Source organism: Ruminococcus sp. AF31-8BH (genome assembly GCF_003460605.1).
Lineage (GTDB): Bacteria > Bacillota > Clostridia > Lachnospirales > Lachnospiraceae > Blautia_A > Blautia_A acetigignens.
This window is the reverse complement of sequence record NZ_QTVN01000004.1, coordinates 250,962-266,214: the sequence shown is the minus strand read 5'-3', so window position 1 is coordinate 266,214 and position 15,253 is coordinate 250,962. Positions and strand designations below refer to the sequence as shown.

The following is a 15,253-nucleotide window of genomic DNA, read 5'->3' as shown; positions in this document are numbered from 1 at the left end:
TTGACGAACGAATTATGTTTCCCATAAATGTACATAGAGGTATAATGTTCTTAAAGCTTATCTGTGAAGGAGGACATTATGCTGGAAAAAATCATGGACTTGCATATATTGCTCTACAGTATGGCAGCCATTGGGGCTGTGGGAGCAATTGGAATGCTGGCAACAAACCTCACCTACAGAAGAATGTTAAAAAGTACTGGAAGCAGGAAAGCAGGAAGTAAAAATGGGGGCATCACAGGCAAGGTGAATCTGAAAGAGAAATGGCTAAACCTTTGGAAAACCAGGGACAGGCTTTTGCACAGGATGAACCGTCTGGTGTGGTATCCGGCGCTTATATCCATAGCGCTTCTTGGACTTGCCGTTTATTTTTCCACAGTTCTGAAGCTGGAGGAGGGATTGCCCCTTACGTATCTGTATGTGGGAGCCACGCTTCCGGTGGCGCTTTTGCTTTTGCGCCAGGCACTGGACTTTTCCTACAAAGAAGAACTGGTGATAAACACCCTTGCAGATTATGTGGAGCAGATGCGCACCTGGGCAGAGGAAATTCCGGCAGGAAAGAAGACAGATCCGGTTCTCCAGGAAGAGGTGATCGACCGGATCACAAGCAGCATTAAACAGACTGCCGCATCCGGCAGCCATTTCAGCAAAATGCTTACACCTGAGGAAGAGAAGATTATGAGAGAAATCATTCGGGAATTTATGGCATAGCAATCAGCAAAGGCGCAGGAGTTACATTCCTGCGCCTTTTTAAGAGGTTAGATTCAAAGATTGTTCCGTTACAAATTGGTTTAGATATCGGAACGATTGCAGTATTATATGATCAAAACAAAAGAAAGCGAGGACAATGAGATGAAAATTGTAATTCTGGAAGCAGACAGCTTGGGCGAGGATATGGTATTCACTCCATTTGAAGCTCTTGGAGAAGTGGTAATTTACCGCACAACAACCGCAGATGAGATGGAAGCGAAGACTCTGGATGCAGATGTGATCGTAGCCAATAAGGTGCCAATCTGTGAGGAGACCATCGGGAAAGCGAAGAACCTGAAGCTGGTGTGCCTGACTGCCACTGGTTTTAACAACCTTGACGGTGACTATCTGAAAAAAAGAGGAATCGCCGCATACAATGTTGCAGGCTACTCCACAAACGGAGTTGCGCAGCATACCTTTGCCCTGCTGTTCTATGTGCTGGAGAAGCTGAACTACTACGACAATTATGTGAAATCCGGGGAGTATTCCCGTGGAAGCTGCTTCTCTCATTTTGCCCAGAATTTCTTTGAACTGGATGGAAAAACATGGGGAATCATTGGCCTTGGAGCCATCGGCAGGAAGGTGGCGCAGATTGCGGAAGCCTTCGGATGCCATATTCTGTGCTATTCCGCATCCGGAAGCAAATACAATACCACCTATGAGCAGGTAGGCCTGGACGAGCTTCTTTCCCGGTCTGATATTGTGTCTGTACATGCACCACTGAATGCTTATACAGAGAATCTGATGACCCTGGAAAATTTCCGCAAGATGAAGAAGACCGCCATTTTTCTGAACCTGGCAAGAGGTGCAATCGTCAATGAGGCAGATCTGTATACCGCTCTTACAGAAGGTTCCATTGGGGCAGCAGGCCTGGATGTGCTTTGCAAAGAGCCCATGGACCCGGAGAATCCTCTTCTGAAAATCCAGGACAGCAACAAGCTGATCATCACCCCTCACATTGCCTGGGCAGCCAAAGAAACCCGCTTCCGCGTAGTAGATGAGGTAGTTAAAAACATTCAGCGCTTCCAGAATGGGGATGCAACAAACCGGGTTTATTAAGAGAAAAATACACATGCAGCGATTCCTTCTTGAAGAGAGTGAAAGGGACAGTTATAATGGGGGAAAAGATGTGAGAAGTTTTGGTTACTGGTCACGAGATGAACAGTAACCGATTTTAAGCTGGAATCAGGGAGGCTACATGGCGAAGAAATACTATGCAGTGAGAAAAGGAAGAAAAACAGGAGTGTTTGCAACCTGGGCAGAGTGCCAGAAGCAGGTGACCGGATTTTCCGGGGCGGAGTTTAAGAGCTTCGGGACTATGGAGGAAGCGAAGGCCTTTGTCGGCGGTGAGAGCGCGCAGGCAGCGCCCGGGAATAAAGGTGATGCAGCAGGTAGTGGGGCGTCAGATGTGATAAGTGCAGCTGGAAGACAAGGAGACGCAGCAGTTGGCAGTGGAGCGTTTGGAACGAAATATGCAGTCAGAAGCAATGCGTCTGCTGATTGCGGTGTTGCAGCTGGCAATAGAATACCCAGCCAAAATTCATCAGGGGGTGTGATAGCTTACGTAGACGGAAGCTACCGCTCAGACACTGGCGAATTTTCCTACGGAATGGTGATTCTTCAGGATGGCGAAGAGCATACCTTCTGCCAGAAAATGACAGACAAAGAACTGGCGCTGATGCACAACGTGGCAGGAGAAATCAAAGGCTCCGAGGCCGCCATGCAGTACGCAATGGATCACAACATTCCCGAAATTACCATCTACCACGATTACGAAGGCATTGCCAAATGGTGCACCGGCGCCTGGAAAGCCAACAAATCCGGCACCCAGGCCTACCAGGCATTCTACCAGGCTGCCTCTAAGAAAATAAAGATCCATTTCGTGAAAGTAAAAGGCCATTCCAATGACAAATATAACGACATGGCTGATCAGCTTGCGAAATCAGCACTGGGGATATAGGAATGAAATCTAAAATTGGGGCGTTGGTGCTCTTTGTAGCTTATACAACTGCATGGCTTGGAATGGCTGCGTGGTCATTTTTAAACAGAGCTGAAGATCCGGTAATGGGGATCACTGGAATGATTTCATGTGTGTTGATTTCACTGGTCGGGATACTTGGTATAATAGAAATATTTGTAATTGTTGATTTAACCTCAGATGGATGTACTGTTAAGTGGTTGTGGATAAAAAAAGAGTATAGATGGGAAGAGATTCACCTGGTTTATAATGATATAACGAGAAAATATAGGACTGATACGCTATATTTTTCCGCTAGAACTGTGAATTGGAGAGGAAAGAAGCTTACCAAAGATAATTTTATGCCTGACTTTAATCTTCACTTTTTAACAGATTTTTGTATTTGTTGGAAAAATAATGAAGAGAAGAAGAAAACAATGGCACAGTTAGAGCAATGGGGCGTAAAAGTTGAAATAAGTGATATAGTGAAGCATGAAGAACTGATAGACGCCAAAACCAAAGCCCGCAACGAACGCCGCCGTCTCTACGAAGAAAGAAAACGCCAGGCAAAAAACAAAAAGAATACAAATTCATAACCAAAGGGGGATTGCAGACCATACATCTGCCATCCCCCTGCCGCATCTAATCCTCCTCAATCACCTGGATTTCCAGGTAATCGAAGTCAATCTGCTCAATGAAATTATCCTGATAAAACCGTGCTTTGCTGTGCTTCTTAAAATCCCGGACAGTGGTGTCAAGCCAGATGGGATTGCCAAGATCCAGCTCATAGCAGATCTGCTCCAGGCAGTGAAAAACCTTGTGTGTCCTGGTCTCCTGGCGGTCATCACAGATTACAGTGTCTTTTAACATATGGTTATCTTTCCAGATTCTTCCCCACAGGCGGAACATGTGGAACACCTCCTATTTGTTTTGCAATTAATAGTTATTACCATAACATTGATTTACACAAGTTGCAACCGGAAAGTAAGAGCTGCAGAAATACTTTTTAGCGTACTAAAGTGTTTGTGCTTGATTCTTGGTGAGAAATCTACTATAATTACGGTAATATTCGTCATCTATCAATCATATTCACATTAGGAGGAGCTTTATTATGAAATTATATGATACAGGCGTGTATCTTAATAATGGACAGGAAATTATTCCTGCAGCCAAGGCACAGCTTCCGGTTTCCCAGGAAGAAGCAGCCAGAAATACCATTGCGTATTCCATTTTAAGTGCCCACAATACCTCAGGTAATATGGACAAGCTTCAGATTAAATTTGACAAGCTGACATCTCATGATATTACCTTTGTAGGAATTATCCAGACTGCACGAGCTTCCGGTCTGGAGCGTTTCCCGGTTCCTTACGTTCTCACTAACTGTCATAACTCTCTTTGCGCAGTAGGTGGAACTATTAATGAAGATGACCATATGTTTGGTCTTACCTGTGCGAAGAAATACGGCGGTGTCTATGTTCCGCCTCATCAGGCCGTTATTCATCAGTTTGCCCGTGAAATGCTCGCTGAGTGCGGTAAGATGATCCTTGGCTCAGACAGTCATACCCGTTATGGTGCACTGGGAACCATGGCCATGGGCGAGGGCGGACCGGAGCTTGTAAAGCAGCTTCTTTCCCAGACCTATGATATCAACATGCCAGGTGTTGTGGCCATTTATCTGAAAGGCACACCACGCCCAGGTGTTGGACCGCAGGACGTTGCGCTTGCTATTATCGGCAAGGTTTTTGGAAATGGCTATGTGAAGAATAAGGTTATGGAGTTCGTAGGACCTGGTGTTGCAAGCTTAAGCGCAGATTTCCGTATCGGTGTGGATGTTATGACTACAGAGACTACCTGTCTTTCCTCTATCTGGCAGACTGATGAGAAGATTCAGGAATTCTACGAGATCCACGGCAGAGCAGAAGGCTATAAGGAGTTGAAGCCAGGCAATGTTGCATATTATGATGGCTGCGTGGAAATCGACCTTAGTGAAATCAAGCCAATGATCGCAATGCCGTTCCATCCAAGCAATACATATACAATTGATGAACTGAATGCAAATCTGGACGATATTCTCGCAGATGTTGAGAAGAAGGCACAGATCAGTCTGGACGGTAAGGTTCCGTTTACATTGAGAAATAAAGTAATCGACGGCAAGCTCTATGTAGATCAGGGAATCATCGCAGGATGCGCAGGCGGCGGATTTGAGAATATTTGTGCAGCAGCTGATATTCTCCGTGGCACCAGCATCGGTGCAGATGCATTCACCCTAAGCGTTTATCCGGCAAGCACACCGATTTATATGGAACTGGCTAAAAACGGTGTTCTGGCAGACCTTCTTGAGACAGGTGCAGTTGTAAAAACTGCATTCTGCGGACCTTGCTTTGGCGCTGGTGATACTCCTGCAAATAATGCATTCAGTATCCGTCATACTACAAGAAACTTCCCGAACCGTGAAGGCTCCAAAATCCAGAACGGTCAGATTTCTTCCGTTGCACTTATGGATGCACGTTCCATTGCAGCCACTGCAGCGAACAAGGGCTTTTTGACCTCTGCAGAGAACTTCACAGGCGAATACAGAGGACAGAAGTATTTCTTTGATAAGAATATTTATGCAAACCGCGTATTTGACAGCAAGGGTGTGGCTGATCCGTCTGTTGAGATTCAGTTTGGACCGAACATCAAGGATTGGCCAAAGATGCCTGCACTTGCAGAGAATCTGGTGCTGAAGGTTGTATCCGAGATTCATGATCCGGTAACTACCACAGATGAGCTGATTCCTTCCGGTGAGACATCCTCCTATCGTTCCAATCCTCTGGGACTTGCCGAGTTCACTCTTTCCAGAAAAGACCCGGCTTATGTAGGACGTGCCAAAGAGGTACAGAAAGCAGAGCATGCTATAGAGAATGGAGAATGTCCGTTGGATGTACTGCCAGAGCTGAAATCGGTTATGGAAACCGTACACAAAGAGTATCCGGAAGTAGGCAAAGGCAACCTTGGCGTTGGAAGCACGATCTTTGCCGTGAAGCCAGGAGATGGCTCCGCCCGTGAGCAGGCTGCTTCCTGCCAGAAGGTACTTGGCGGCTGGGCAAACATTGCCAATGAGTATGCAACCAAGCGTTACCGTTCCAACCTGATCAACTGGGGCATGCTTCCATTCCTTATTCCGGCAGGCGACCTTCCGTTTGCAAACGGCGACTACCTGTTCTTCCCGGGAGTCCGCAAGGCCGTTGAGGAGAAAGCAGACAGCATTACCGGATATACCGTAAAAGAGGACAAGATGGTTCCGTTTACCGTAACACTTGGCGAGCTGACAGATGATGAGAGAGAAATCATCCTCAAAGGCTGTCTGATCAATTACAACAGAAAATAAAACGCAGGGAAGGAACCCTTATTTAGGTTCCTTTCTGGTCCATGGGCAGTTCTGTTACAGCAGTGACAGAGCTGCCCTTTTTGCCCCCTTTTGCAGTTACATGCTTTTTATAAATATTCAGAATAATTATAAATATTAAAATAAATAACAGATATAAAAACGACTATAAAAAATAAAACAGAATTAATTTAAAAATATTTAAAAAAGTGTTGACAAATGTGGAAAGCCATGGTAATATAAGACCATCAAAAGAAAACAAAAGAAAAACAAAAAGATCTAAATCAAAGATCTGAAGGCAAATAAGATACAAGCAGAAAGGAGCTTAGTGATTCCAATGGGAACATAGAATTTCACCCCATCAATATAAGAGAGACAGGAATCGCATTTCCTGCAAGAAGACCTGATACGAATAACGTGTAAACAATCTTTTAGATATCACTTGATCAAGTTGATACTAAGAACCGTATCCAAGGTAATATAGAAGCGATTACTTATATTGAACAACTGTCCACCCCTAATACAAAGATTCAGAACTTGTGTAAAGAAACATTTTCTGAAGGATATAACCCTTATCACAGATAAGAACGATATCTTGAGATCCATATTGATCCATTAGAATATGAATCGAAGCTTTGCATTAGCAGAATATCACAATCGATATTCTGATCAGAAATACATCAGGAACTTCCGCTCATACTTTTCTTTTATAAGAGAGCAATGGACCGGTAAGTGGTTTTGGATTTAACATATTTAAGTTTGAAATTGTTTATAAGAATGATTCAGAGCATGAGAAGTATATCCGGTATTTCTGGAAACGAATTATAATCCGTGAAATTATAATTTAAATCTATGAAACTTCTAAATAAACCGAATGATAAAAATCATATCGTTTATGAGCAGGAAATAAGAGAAGATATTTTAAATAAAAACAGGCAACTGAATATAGAACAACTGAATACAGACCACGTTGACAATTAATTTTGAAAAACGAGGAAAAGACCATTGAATACTGAAGAGTTTTAGGTCGGTCATCATTTGAAACGCAAGTACAAGTGATGACCGACCTTTTTGTCTGTAAGGAAAAATAAAGATATTTTGCAGGGAAACTTAGAAGTGGGGGATTTCCGGCTTGCGAAACAGGAGCGGATATAGTAAGATAACTAAGAATTAACAAGAAAAATACCGCATACCCAAACGGAAAATTATAATTAAATTACAGGAGAAGTTATGGATAAAATAGCAGTATTGGTTCCCTGTTATAACGAGGGGAAAACAATCGAAAAAGTAGTGACAGATTTTAAGAGAGTACTGCCGGAAGCAGTGATCTATGTGTATGACAACAATTCTACAGACGGAACTGCCGAAATCGCAGCGAAAGCCGGTGCAGTTGTCCGTCATGAATATTACCAGGGAAAAGGCAATGTAATACGAAGAATGTTCCAGGAAGTAGATGCAGAGTGCTATCTTATGGTAGACGGAGATGATACCTATCCGGCAGAATCTGCAAGAGAGATGGCAGATAAAGTGCTGGAGAGAAATGTGGACATGGTTGTAGGAGACCGCCTTTCCTCCACCTATTTTGAGGAAAATAAACGCCCATTTCACAATTTTGGAAATTCCATTGTAAGATGGGGAATCAATACATTTTTCAAAAATGATATTAAGGACATTATGACCGGATACCGTGCGTTCAGCTATCGGTTTGTAAAAACATTCCCGGTATTGTCCAAGGGATTTGAGATTGAGACAGAAATGAGCATTCATGCCATTGACAAAAACATGTTTGTGGAGAATGTGGTAATTGATTACAGAGACCGCCCGGAAGGAAGTGTGTCCAAGCTGAATACCTATTCAGACGGTATCAAAGTAATCGGAACTATTGTGCGCCTTTTCCAGACTTATCGTCCTCTTGCGTTCTTTGGAACCGTGGCTGCGATCCTTATGGTGCTGGCCATTGGATTTTTCATTCCGGTGTGGATCACATACGCAGATACAGGAATGGTGCCGAATTTCCCAACTCTGATCGTCTGTGGCTTTGTGGCACTGGCATCCATCCAGTCCTTTTTTGCTGGCCTGATCCTGCAGACCATGTACCGCAAGAACCGTCAGGATTTTGAAATGCAGCTGCACGACTGCTATGCAAGGAAACTGGAGGCAGAAAAGAAAAATTGATTTTGCAGACACGATTTAGAGCCTGTTTGAAAAATCATTCCCGCAATCTGCACGCCTCACTTTGCGGGAGATTTCACCCGAATTCGGTTGTCGTAGCCCGCTACGACGCCCTCCTCCGGGTAAAATCTCCCACAAATTGTGACGCACATCTTGCAGAAAGCCTTTTTCAAACACGCTCTAGCCTGGGGAGAAGAAAATGAGAGAAGAAACAATGAAAAATGGCAGGACACTGCTGAAATATATCTTGTATGCAGTAGTACTTGCTGTTCTTGCAGAATTTATGATGACCCTGGATTATCATTCACTTTTGGGTGCACATGGGAATTCAAACCAGCAGCTGACTTTGTCCATGAAAGATGCGGAACTGGTCAACTGTGAGATCAAAGATGGAAAAGTAACAGCTGCAGGGGAGGACCCGCAGCTGATTTTTAAAGATATTAACCAAAGTGTAAGTTCCTTTCAGCTGGGCTTAAAGAGTCTGTCATCCTCTGTGTTGGATGTCCGTGTTTATTATGCCGCTTCAGGCGAGGAATTCTCAGAAGAAAAGAGTGTGGAATTTTCTTATTATGAAAATCAGAGATTTGTTACTTCCGCGATCAATGGAGAAGTGGAATCTCTGAGAGTCGACATCGGGGATCAAGAAGGGGATTCTTACGTTTTTGATGAACTTTGCTTAAACCCGCATACGCTGACCTATCTGAAGCACAGCTTTGCGAATCTGTCAGGCCTTCGGATCTTCCTGTATTTTATAGGAATTTTTCTTCTGTTTCTGGCAGCACAGGATTTTGGCAGATTTTGTGAAATGGCATTTCGTTACCGCTGGGTGATCGGCGCAATCGTAATTGCCTTTTGTACGATTTTGAAGCTGCATGGTTCCTCCATTGGAGTCCTTGGGGAACTTTTGACCGGAAGGGACGTTTCCAGAGTATGGGGAACCTCCAGAAGCATTCGGACAGATGAATATGTAGTGTTTACAGAGATGGCACTGTCACAGGTGAGATCAGGATTCCACTGGTTTTCAGATGTGTGGGGATATACACCTTCCGATATGTTTATTGTATATGGTCAGCCGGTGCTGAACCTGACTACATTGTTCCGCCCGTTTTCTATGGGATATATCCTGTTTGGTGCAGAACGTGGACTGGCATTTTACTGGTCTTCAAGACTTGTGATTTGTTTTCTGGTATCCTTTGAGTTTGGCCGTATTTTTACAAAAGATAAGCGGATGCTTTCCACCGTATACGCGTTTATGATCAGCTTTGCACCGGTGGTGCAGTGGTGGTTTTCCATTAACGAACTGGTAGAAATGCTGATCTTTGGACAGCTGGCGCTGATCATTCTTTATTATTATGTACGCACGGATTCCCTGAAAAGAAAATGCATTATGGTTGTGGGCCTGGTGATCTGTGCAGGCGGCTATATCATGACCTTATATCCGGCGTGGATGATCCCACTGTTTTTCGTTTTCCTTGCATGTGCGCTGGCCATGATCCTGGAGGACCGAAAGCGGATCCACATAAAGAAACAGGATGTACTGCTTTGGGGTGCCGGAATTCTGGTGCTGGCTGTGAGCATGGTTTATATTTTCAGTACTTCTATGGACACAATTACGGCAGAAATGAATACCGTATATCCGGGGGCCCGTACCTACGCCGGATCTATGGGCGATTTTGACAGGCTCTTCAAGAGCTGGAGTTCCTGGCTGTGGTCATTTGGAGATACAGGCAACCCTTGCGAAGAGTCGGATTTCATCAGTCTGTTCCCACTTGGCATGGTTCTTTCTCTGATCGCGTTAGTGAAAAGCAAAAAGAAAGATCTCTGGCTGATCGTTTTAAATGTATTCAATGCATTTCTGATCCTGTTTTTCCTGTTCAGAATGCCGGACCTTATTATAAAGCTGTCTCTTCTTGGACATGCATCTTATCGTCTGTATAATGCCATTGGTCTCCTGAATATTATTCTGCTTCTCAGAAGCCTGGCAGCATCGGAAAAAACAGCCGCAAATTTCAAGCTGTTTCTTCCAGTTGCAATTGTGACTGCCATCATGTCATACTGGGGAAACACAGCATCCATCACGCCTGCATTTAAAGTGATCATTTTGATTTCCGTAATTGGAGTTACCCTGCTGTTGCTTCACTTTGAAAAAAAGGAATACCAGATGGCGTTTGCAGTTCTTATGATTTCTGTAAACCTGGTGGGCGGCGGTCTTGTCAATCCGGTATGCAGCGGCCTTGACAACGTTTATAAGCTTCCTGTGGTACAGCAGATTGAGAAATTGAATTCCCAGGAAGAAGGTATGTGGGTAGTTACCGGAGACGCATTTATGTATGAAAATCTTCCTACCGTTGTGGGGGCGAAAACATTAAATGCCGTGGCAACCTATCCGGATGAGAAGCTCTGGGAAGATTTGGGACTCAGTGACCAGGATCAGTACTGGAACCGCTACGCACATGTGAGCGTAGAGATCGGTGACGAAACCAAGGTGGGACTTGGAGCAGCGGATGTACTGAAAGTAGAAGTAACAGCAGAGAAGCTGAAAGAGCTTGGCGTAACCTATGTTTTAAGCCTGCAGGATATGGAAGATACCACAGGACTTGAACAGGTTGGAGAAGCCAATAACTTTACGATTTATAAAATTGCATAATATTTATGGCTCTGGAAAATAGAAATGTCATAAGTATTAAGAAGAGGAGCGTATAAAGTGCTGGAGGCAAACGCAGAGAAATACATTCTTTTTGAAGATAAAGACATCATCGTATGCCGCAAGCCTGCCGGGATTGCGGTGCAGAATGCCAGGATTGGGGCGATGGATCTGGAAAGCGGCCTGAAGAATTACCTGGCATCAGCCGGGAATGGGAGACAGATTCCTTATCTGGCGGTGGTTCACAGGCTGGATCAGCCGGTGGAGGGCGTTCTGGTATTCGCCAGGAATCCTAAGGCAGCCAGGAATTTAAGCGCACAGATTACCGCTGGAAAAATGGAAAAAATCTACCTGGCAGTAACCTTTGGAAGACCTGCTGAATATGAAAAAAGTGAGACAGCAAGGAGCACGGAAGCAGATTCAGATGAGACCAGGTCAGGAAAAAAGCATGAACCAAAGATTTTGGAAGACTATCTGAAAAAAGATGGAAAAACCAACACCTCCTCCGTAGTTTCCCCTGGTACTCCCGGTGCCAAAAAGGCCAGACTTTCTTACGAAGTGCTGGACGAAACACAGGATAAGATCAGCGGAAAGCCCAAATGGCTGCTGCGCATTCACCTGGACACCGGACGCCATCACCAGATCCGGGTGCAGATGGCGCATGCAGGAATGCCCCTGGCAGGGGACCGCAAATACGGCTCAGACACCGGAATCCCTATTGGAACCGGGGGGCTGGCCCTATGTGCAGCCAGCCTGACCTTCACCCATCCGGCATTCGGAAAGGTGATGAAATTCCAGACAACACCCCAGTCTCCCGCATTTGACGGCTTCAAAATATGAAAAAATAATGAAAACTATGGACGGCAGACGGAAAACGTGTATAATGTAAAAGCAAGATTAAAATAAGGTTAACCAGGCAATTTAAGTTGCTTTTATAAAAAGACAGATGTTTTAGAGATATAAGGAGTGGACAAAATGAGAAAAGTAGCAGTGATACCTGCTGTTCTTCTGACTGTATTATGCACTTTGAACGGATGTAAAAAAGAAGAAGTTGAGAAAGTAATAGAACCTTTGGTTGCAGACATACAGACTGCAGAGACGTCACAGGAAGCGCAGGAGGAAGAGGACCCGGTTATTCCCGAAATCGATGCCTCCGTGGAAATTCAGCCGGGAGCCCGCATTGCGGTGGTAAGCAAGAGTACAAGCGGTTCCTACTGGAGCCTTGTGAGACAGGGAATGGAACAGGCTGTGGAGGATGTAAATGAGGCATACGGCTTTGGAAAAGATGAACAGATCACTATGACCTTTGAAGGAGCCAGTGATGAGAAGGATGTGTCCAGCCAGGTGAATACCCTGGATGCCGTTATCGCCGAGAATCCAGATGTGCTGTGTATTTCCGCAAGCGATACCAATTCTCTTCAGGCACAGCTTGAATCCGCCAAAGAGAACGGAATCCCGGTTGTGGCATTTGATTCCAGCGTAAGTGACAGCAAGATGGTTCGTGCTTTTCGCGGAACCGATAATAAACGTGTAGGCGAGATCGCTGCATACAGGCTTGCAGTGGCGATCGGCAAGATGGGCAAGGTTGCGGTATTTTCTGCACAGGAGAAGACTCAGAGCATCCAGGAGCGCGTAGAAGGCTTTACCAGCTATATGGAGAACTATCCGGATATTGATGTGGTTGAGATTGTATATCAGGATCAGGTAGACGACATGACTGCTGCTATGCAGGAAGTGCTGGAAAAGAATCCGCAGCTGGAGGGCGTTTTCTGTACCAATGCAGATATTTCCGACCTTTATCTGGATATGCCGAAGGATGAAACTCAGGATCCGGTTGTGATGGTAGGCGTAGATGCCACAGCCAAGCAGCAGGAAGCCATCCGAAACAGCAAGGAAGTGGGCGTTGTCTCCCAGCAGCCATATGCAATCGGCTATCAGACAATCTGGACTGCACTTTTGACCACAGCGCCGAATAAGAGCGTGGAGATCACCAGAAACCTGCGCATTGATCCGGCCTGGATCGATGCCTCCAATATTGACGATCCTGCCAACAGCGCGTATCTGTATTCCAACTGACTGACAGGAGCCGCAGACAAAATATAGAATTCACATAAGAACACAGAACTTACGAAAGAGAAACTGCTTTGTATAGCATGATTTTACCAGAGAATGGGAATGCTGTTACAAGGCAGTTTTTTTATATTTCCGGAGAAATTCGGAAGCACCGCAGAAAAATTTCTGACAAATTTTAGACAAAATCACAGGGTCTGTCTGAATTTTAGTCAATTCTGAAGGATTGTATAGCGACAAAAACAAATAAATTTGCTAGCATATAGTTACTTTTTGAAGTGTGAAAAAATTGACGATATGACAAAAAATACAAGTTGATTTTTAAACAATTTTCACAAATAAAGTTGCCATTCACACGGGAGTGTGTTAAAATCTGTCTATAAAATGAGACTTTAAGCAGGAGGTTTTTATGAAAAAGTGGGGAGATATAATCAGGAATCTGACAATGCTCAGTCAGTTTGGACTGTCCTTTATCACTCCATTGCTTCTGTGCCTTTTGATCTGCTGGTGGCTGACGGCCCATCTGGGAATCGGGGAATGGGTATTTCTTCCCGGCTTCTTTTTTGGTCTGGGAGGATCCTTTACAGTAGCATATAAGCTGTACCTGTCCGTAACCAGCCATCAGAGAAAAGAGAAAAAGAAGAATAAAGTTTCATTTAACCGACATCATTAGAAGGGAGACTAATATGAGCAGTATGTTTGCAAATGTGCAGCCCGCAGTGAAGAAAGAGACGAAGAAGGTTGCCATTGGTACATTTATTTGTGTAGCTCTGATGTGGGCTGTATTTGGAATCGGACACGCAGTTATGCCCCAGAAGATTCCGTTTGATTATACAGTGATCTTGGCCGGACTGATCGGCGGGATCGTGGCAGTGCTGAATTTTTTCCTGATGGGAATGACCGTACAGAAGGTGGTTTCCATGGAAGACGATAAGCAGGCTGCCATGAAGATGAAGACAAGCTACAGCCAGAGAATGATGTTTCAGCTTCTCTGGGGAGTTCTTGCAATTGCTGCTCCGTGCTTTCAGTTCGTGGCCGGGCTTCTTCCCCTTCTTTTTCCAAACATTGTGATCAAGACTGTGGGAATCCTGGGCGGTAAGCAGAAGGCATGAAGCAGCGCAGATAATTGTATAAGAAAGATTTTTACAAATTTAAAAATGACAGGAGGTGAGAGTACATGGACATAGAAATAACCGGTGGCAGGATATTCTATACGTTCCCCTTTGACATTCCCATACTGGGGAAATTCCAGATCACGGAAACGCTGTTGGTAAGCTGGGTGGTCATGCTTCTGATCACAGGACTGTGCATCTGGCTGACCCATGACCTGAAGGTGGAAAAGATATCCAAACGGCAGGCAGTTGCCGAGCTTCTGGTAGAGACAGCCAACAAGTTTGTAATCGGAAATATGGGCGAGAAATTCAGCTACATGATTCCCTTTGTGGCGGCTTTATTTGCTACAAGCGTGGTATCCAACCTGATCAGCCTGATCGGGCTTCGAAGCCCTACGGCAGATCTTTCCACAGAAGCCGCATGGGCAATTGTGGTATTTACCATGATCACGGCACAGAAGATCAAGACCAACGGATTTGGCGGATATCTGAAGGGCTTTACAACCCCGATCAAGATTATGACACCGTTTAATATTCTTTCCGAACTTGCAACGCCCATCAGTATGGCATGCCGACATTTCGGAAATATCCTTTCCGGTGTAGTTATCAACGGTCTGATCTACGCAGCGTTAGCGCTGGCAAGCTCTAAGCTGTTCGGACTGATTCCAGGTATTGTAGGCAGTGTATTGTCGAAGATTCCATTCCTGGATGTTGGTATTCCGGCCATCCTGTCCGTCTATTTTGACTGGTTTTCCGGAATCATGCAGGCATTTATTTTCTGTATGCTGACAGTTATGTACATTGCCAATGCAGCAGAAGAATAATGTCCGCCAGAAAGACAAAGATTTTTGCAGAACAAAAATAAGAGAAATCATAAATAACAGGAGGATTTGACTATGGATTTTACAGTATTGGCAAAAGGTATCGCGCTGGCAGGTTGTGCAATTGGTGCTGGTCTTGCACTGATCGCTGGTATCGGACCTGGTATTGGAGAAGGTAACGCAGTTGCGAAGGCTCTGGAAGCAATCGGACGTCAGCCTGAGTGCAGAAGTGAGGTTACATCTACCATGCTTCTTGGATGTGCTATCGCAGAGACCACAGGTATTTACGGTTTCGTAACTGGTCTGCTTCTGATCTTCGTTGCACCTGGTACCTTCATGAGATTCCTTGGATAATAGGATGTG

At 44.7% G+C, this 15,253-nt stretch carries 14 protein-coding genes and 2 pseudogenes; 14 read left to right on the top strand and 2 right to left on the bottom strand.

All coding sequences use genetic code 11. The features are described from left to right. Positions 1-78 precede the first annotated feature (78 nt). The 4 genes from DWZ38_RS07235 to DWZ38_RS07220 all read left to right on the top strand — a co-directional run bounded on the left by DWZ38_RS07235 (position 79) and on the right by DWZ38_RS07220 (position 3,300). Positions 79-708, top strand: coding sequence for a hypothetical protein (locus DWZ38_RS07235; RefSeq protein WP_021926553.1), 630 nt, complete (start codon positions 79-81; stop codon positions 706-708). Between the two features lie 108 nt (positions 709-816). Continuing rightward, complete coding sequence (locus DWZ38_RS07230; protein WP_330385654.1) at positions 817-1,806, top strand: D-2-hydroxyacid dehydrogenase; 990 nt, start codon at positions 817-819, stop codon at positions 1,804-1,806. A gap of 139 nt (positions 1,807-1,945) precedes the next feature. Continuing rightward, on the top strand, positions 1,946-2,707 hold the full coding sequence (locus tag DWZ38_RS07225; protein ID WP_021926555.1) for a ribonuclease H family protein: 762 nt from the start codon (positions 1,946-1,948) through the stop codon (positions 2,705-2,707). 2 nt (positions 2,708-2,709) lie between these two features. Beyond that, a complete protein-coding gene (locus DWZ38_RS07220) occupies positions 2,710-3,300 on the top strand; it encodes a hypothetical protein (protein WP_021926556.1) in 591 nt (196 codons plus the stop codon). 46 nt (positions 3,301-3,346) lie between these two features. Here the strand turns inward: DWZ38_RS07220 and DWZ38_RS07215 are convergent, their stop codons facing one another. Next, positions 3,347-3,613, bottom strand: coding sequence for a hypothetical protein (locus tag DWZ38_RS07215; protein WP_021926557.1), 267 nt, complete (start codon positions 3,611-3,613; stop codon positions 3,347-3,349). A gap of 202 nt (positions 3,614-3,815) precedes the next feature. On the opposite strand from DWZ38_RS07215, the gene DWZ38_RS07210 reads away from it, so the two are divergent. Together DWZ38_RS07210 and DWZ38_RS07205 are read left to right on the top strand one after the other, a co-directional pair. Then, a complete protein-coding gene (locus tag DWZ38_RS07210; protein WP_117851255.1) occupies positions 3,816-6,074 on the top strand; it encodes a hydratase in 2,259 nt (752 codons plus the stop codon). A gap of 1,227 nt (positions 6,075-7,301) precedes the next feature. After that, positions 7,302-8,246: a glycosyltransferase family 2 protein gene (locus DWZ38_RS07205; RefSeq protein WP_021925153.1), complete on the top strand. Its 945-nt coding sequence runs from the start codon at positions 7,302-7,304 to the stop codon at positions 8,244-8,246. Here DWZ38_RS07205 and DWZ38_RS23395 read toward each other — a convergent pair. Further along, positions 8,210-8,383: pseudogene (locus DWZ38_RS23395) on the bottom strand (DUF6783 domain-containing protein). The gene DWZ38_RS07205 and the pseudogene DWZ38_RS23395 sit on opposite strands and share 37 nt — an antisense overlap. On the opposite strand from DWZ38_RS23395, the pseudogene DWZ38_RS23390 reads away from it, so the two are divergent. The 8 genes and pseudogenes from DWZ38_RS23390 to atpE form a co-directional block, all read left to right on the top strand. Continuing rightward, positions 8,333-8,446 (top strand): annotated as a pseudogene (locus DWZ38_RS23390) (DUF6783 domain-containing protein); the annotation flags it as partial. The pseudogenes DWZ38_RS23395 and DWZ38_RS23390 overlap by 51 nt on opposite strands. After that, entirely contained in the window at positions 8,443-10,890 is a 2,448-nt protein-coding gene (locus DWZ38_RS07195) for a hypothetical protein (RefSeq protein ID WP_117851250.1), read from the top strand. The pseudogene DWZ38_RS23390 and the gene DWZ38_RS07195, both read left to right, overlap by 4 nt. A 57-nt stretch (positions 10,891-10,947) precedes the next feature. Next, complete coding sequence (locus DWZ38_RS07190) at positions 10,948-11,727, top strand: RluA family pseudouridine synthase (RefSeq protein WP_021925151.1); 780 nt, start codon at positions 10,948-10,950, stop codon at positions 11,725-11,727. A 135-nt stretch (positions 11,728-11,862) separates the two neighbouring features. Continuing rightward, positions 11,863-12,963, top strand: coding sequence for a substrate-binding domain-containing protein (locus DWZ38_RS07185; protein ID WP_021925150.1), 1,101 nt, complete (start codon positions 11,863-11,865; stop codon positions 12,961-12,963). A 403-nt stretch (positions 12,964-13,366) separates the two neighbouring features. Then, complete coding sequence (locus tag DWZ38_RS07180) at positions 13,367-13,630, top strand: AtpZ/AtpI family protein (RefSeq protein WP_021925149.1); 264 nt, start codon at positions 13,367-13,369, stop codon at positions 13,628-13,630. Between the two features lie 13 nt (positions 13,631-13,643). Continuing rightward, entirely contained in the window at positions 13,644-14,069 is a 426-nt protein-coding gene (locus tag DWZ38_RS07175; protein WP_021925148.1) for an ATP synthase subunit I, read from the top strand. Positions 14,070-14,140: 71 nt separating this feature from the next. After that, positions 14,141-14,893 carry a F0F1 ATP synthase subunit A gene (locus DWZ38_RS07170; protein ID WP_347519108.1) on the top strand — a complete coding sequence of 251 codons (753 nt, stop codon included), beginning with the start codon at positions 14,141-14,143 and terminating at the stop codon, positions 14,891-14,893. A 72-nt stretch (positions 14,894-14,965) separates the two neighbouring features. After that, positions 14,966-15,244 carry an ATP synthase F0 subunit C gene (atpE, locus tag DWZ38_RS07165; RefSeq protein ID WP_021925146.1) on the top strand — a complete coding sequence of 93 codons (279 nt, stop codon included), beginning with the start codon at positions 14,966-14,968 and terminating at the stop codon, positions 15,242-15,244. Positions 15,245-15,253 lie beyond the last annotated feature (9 nt).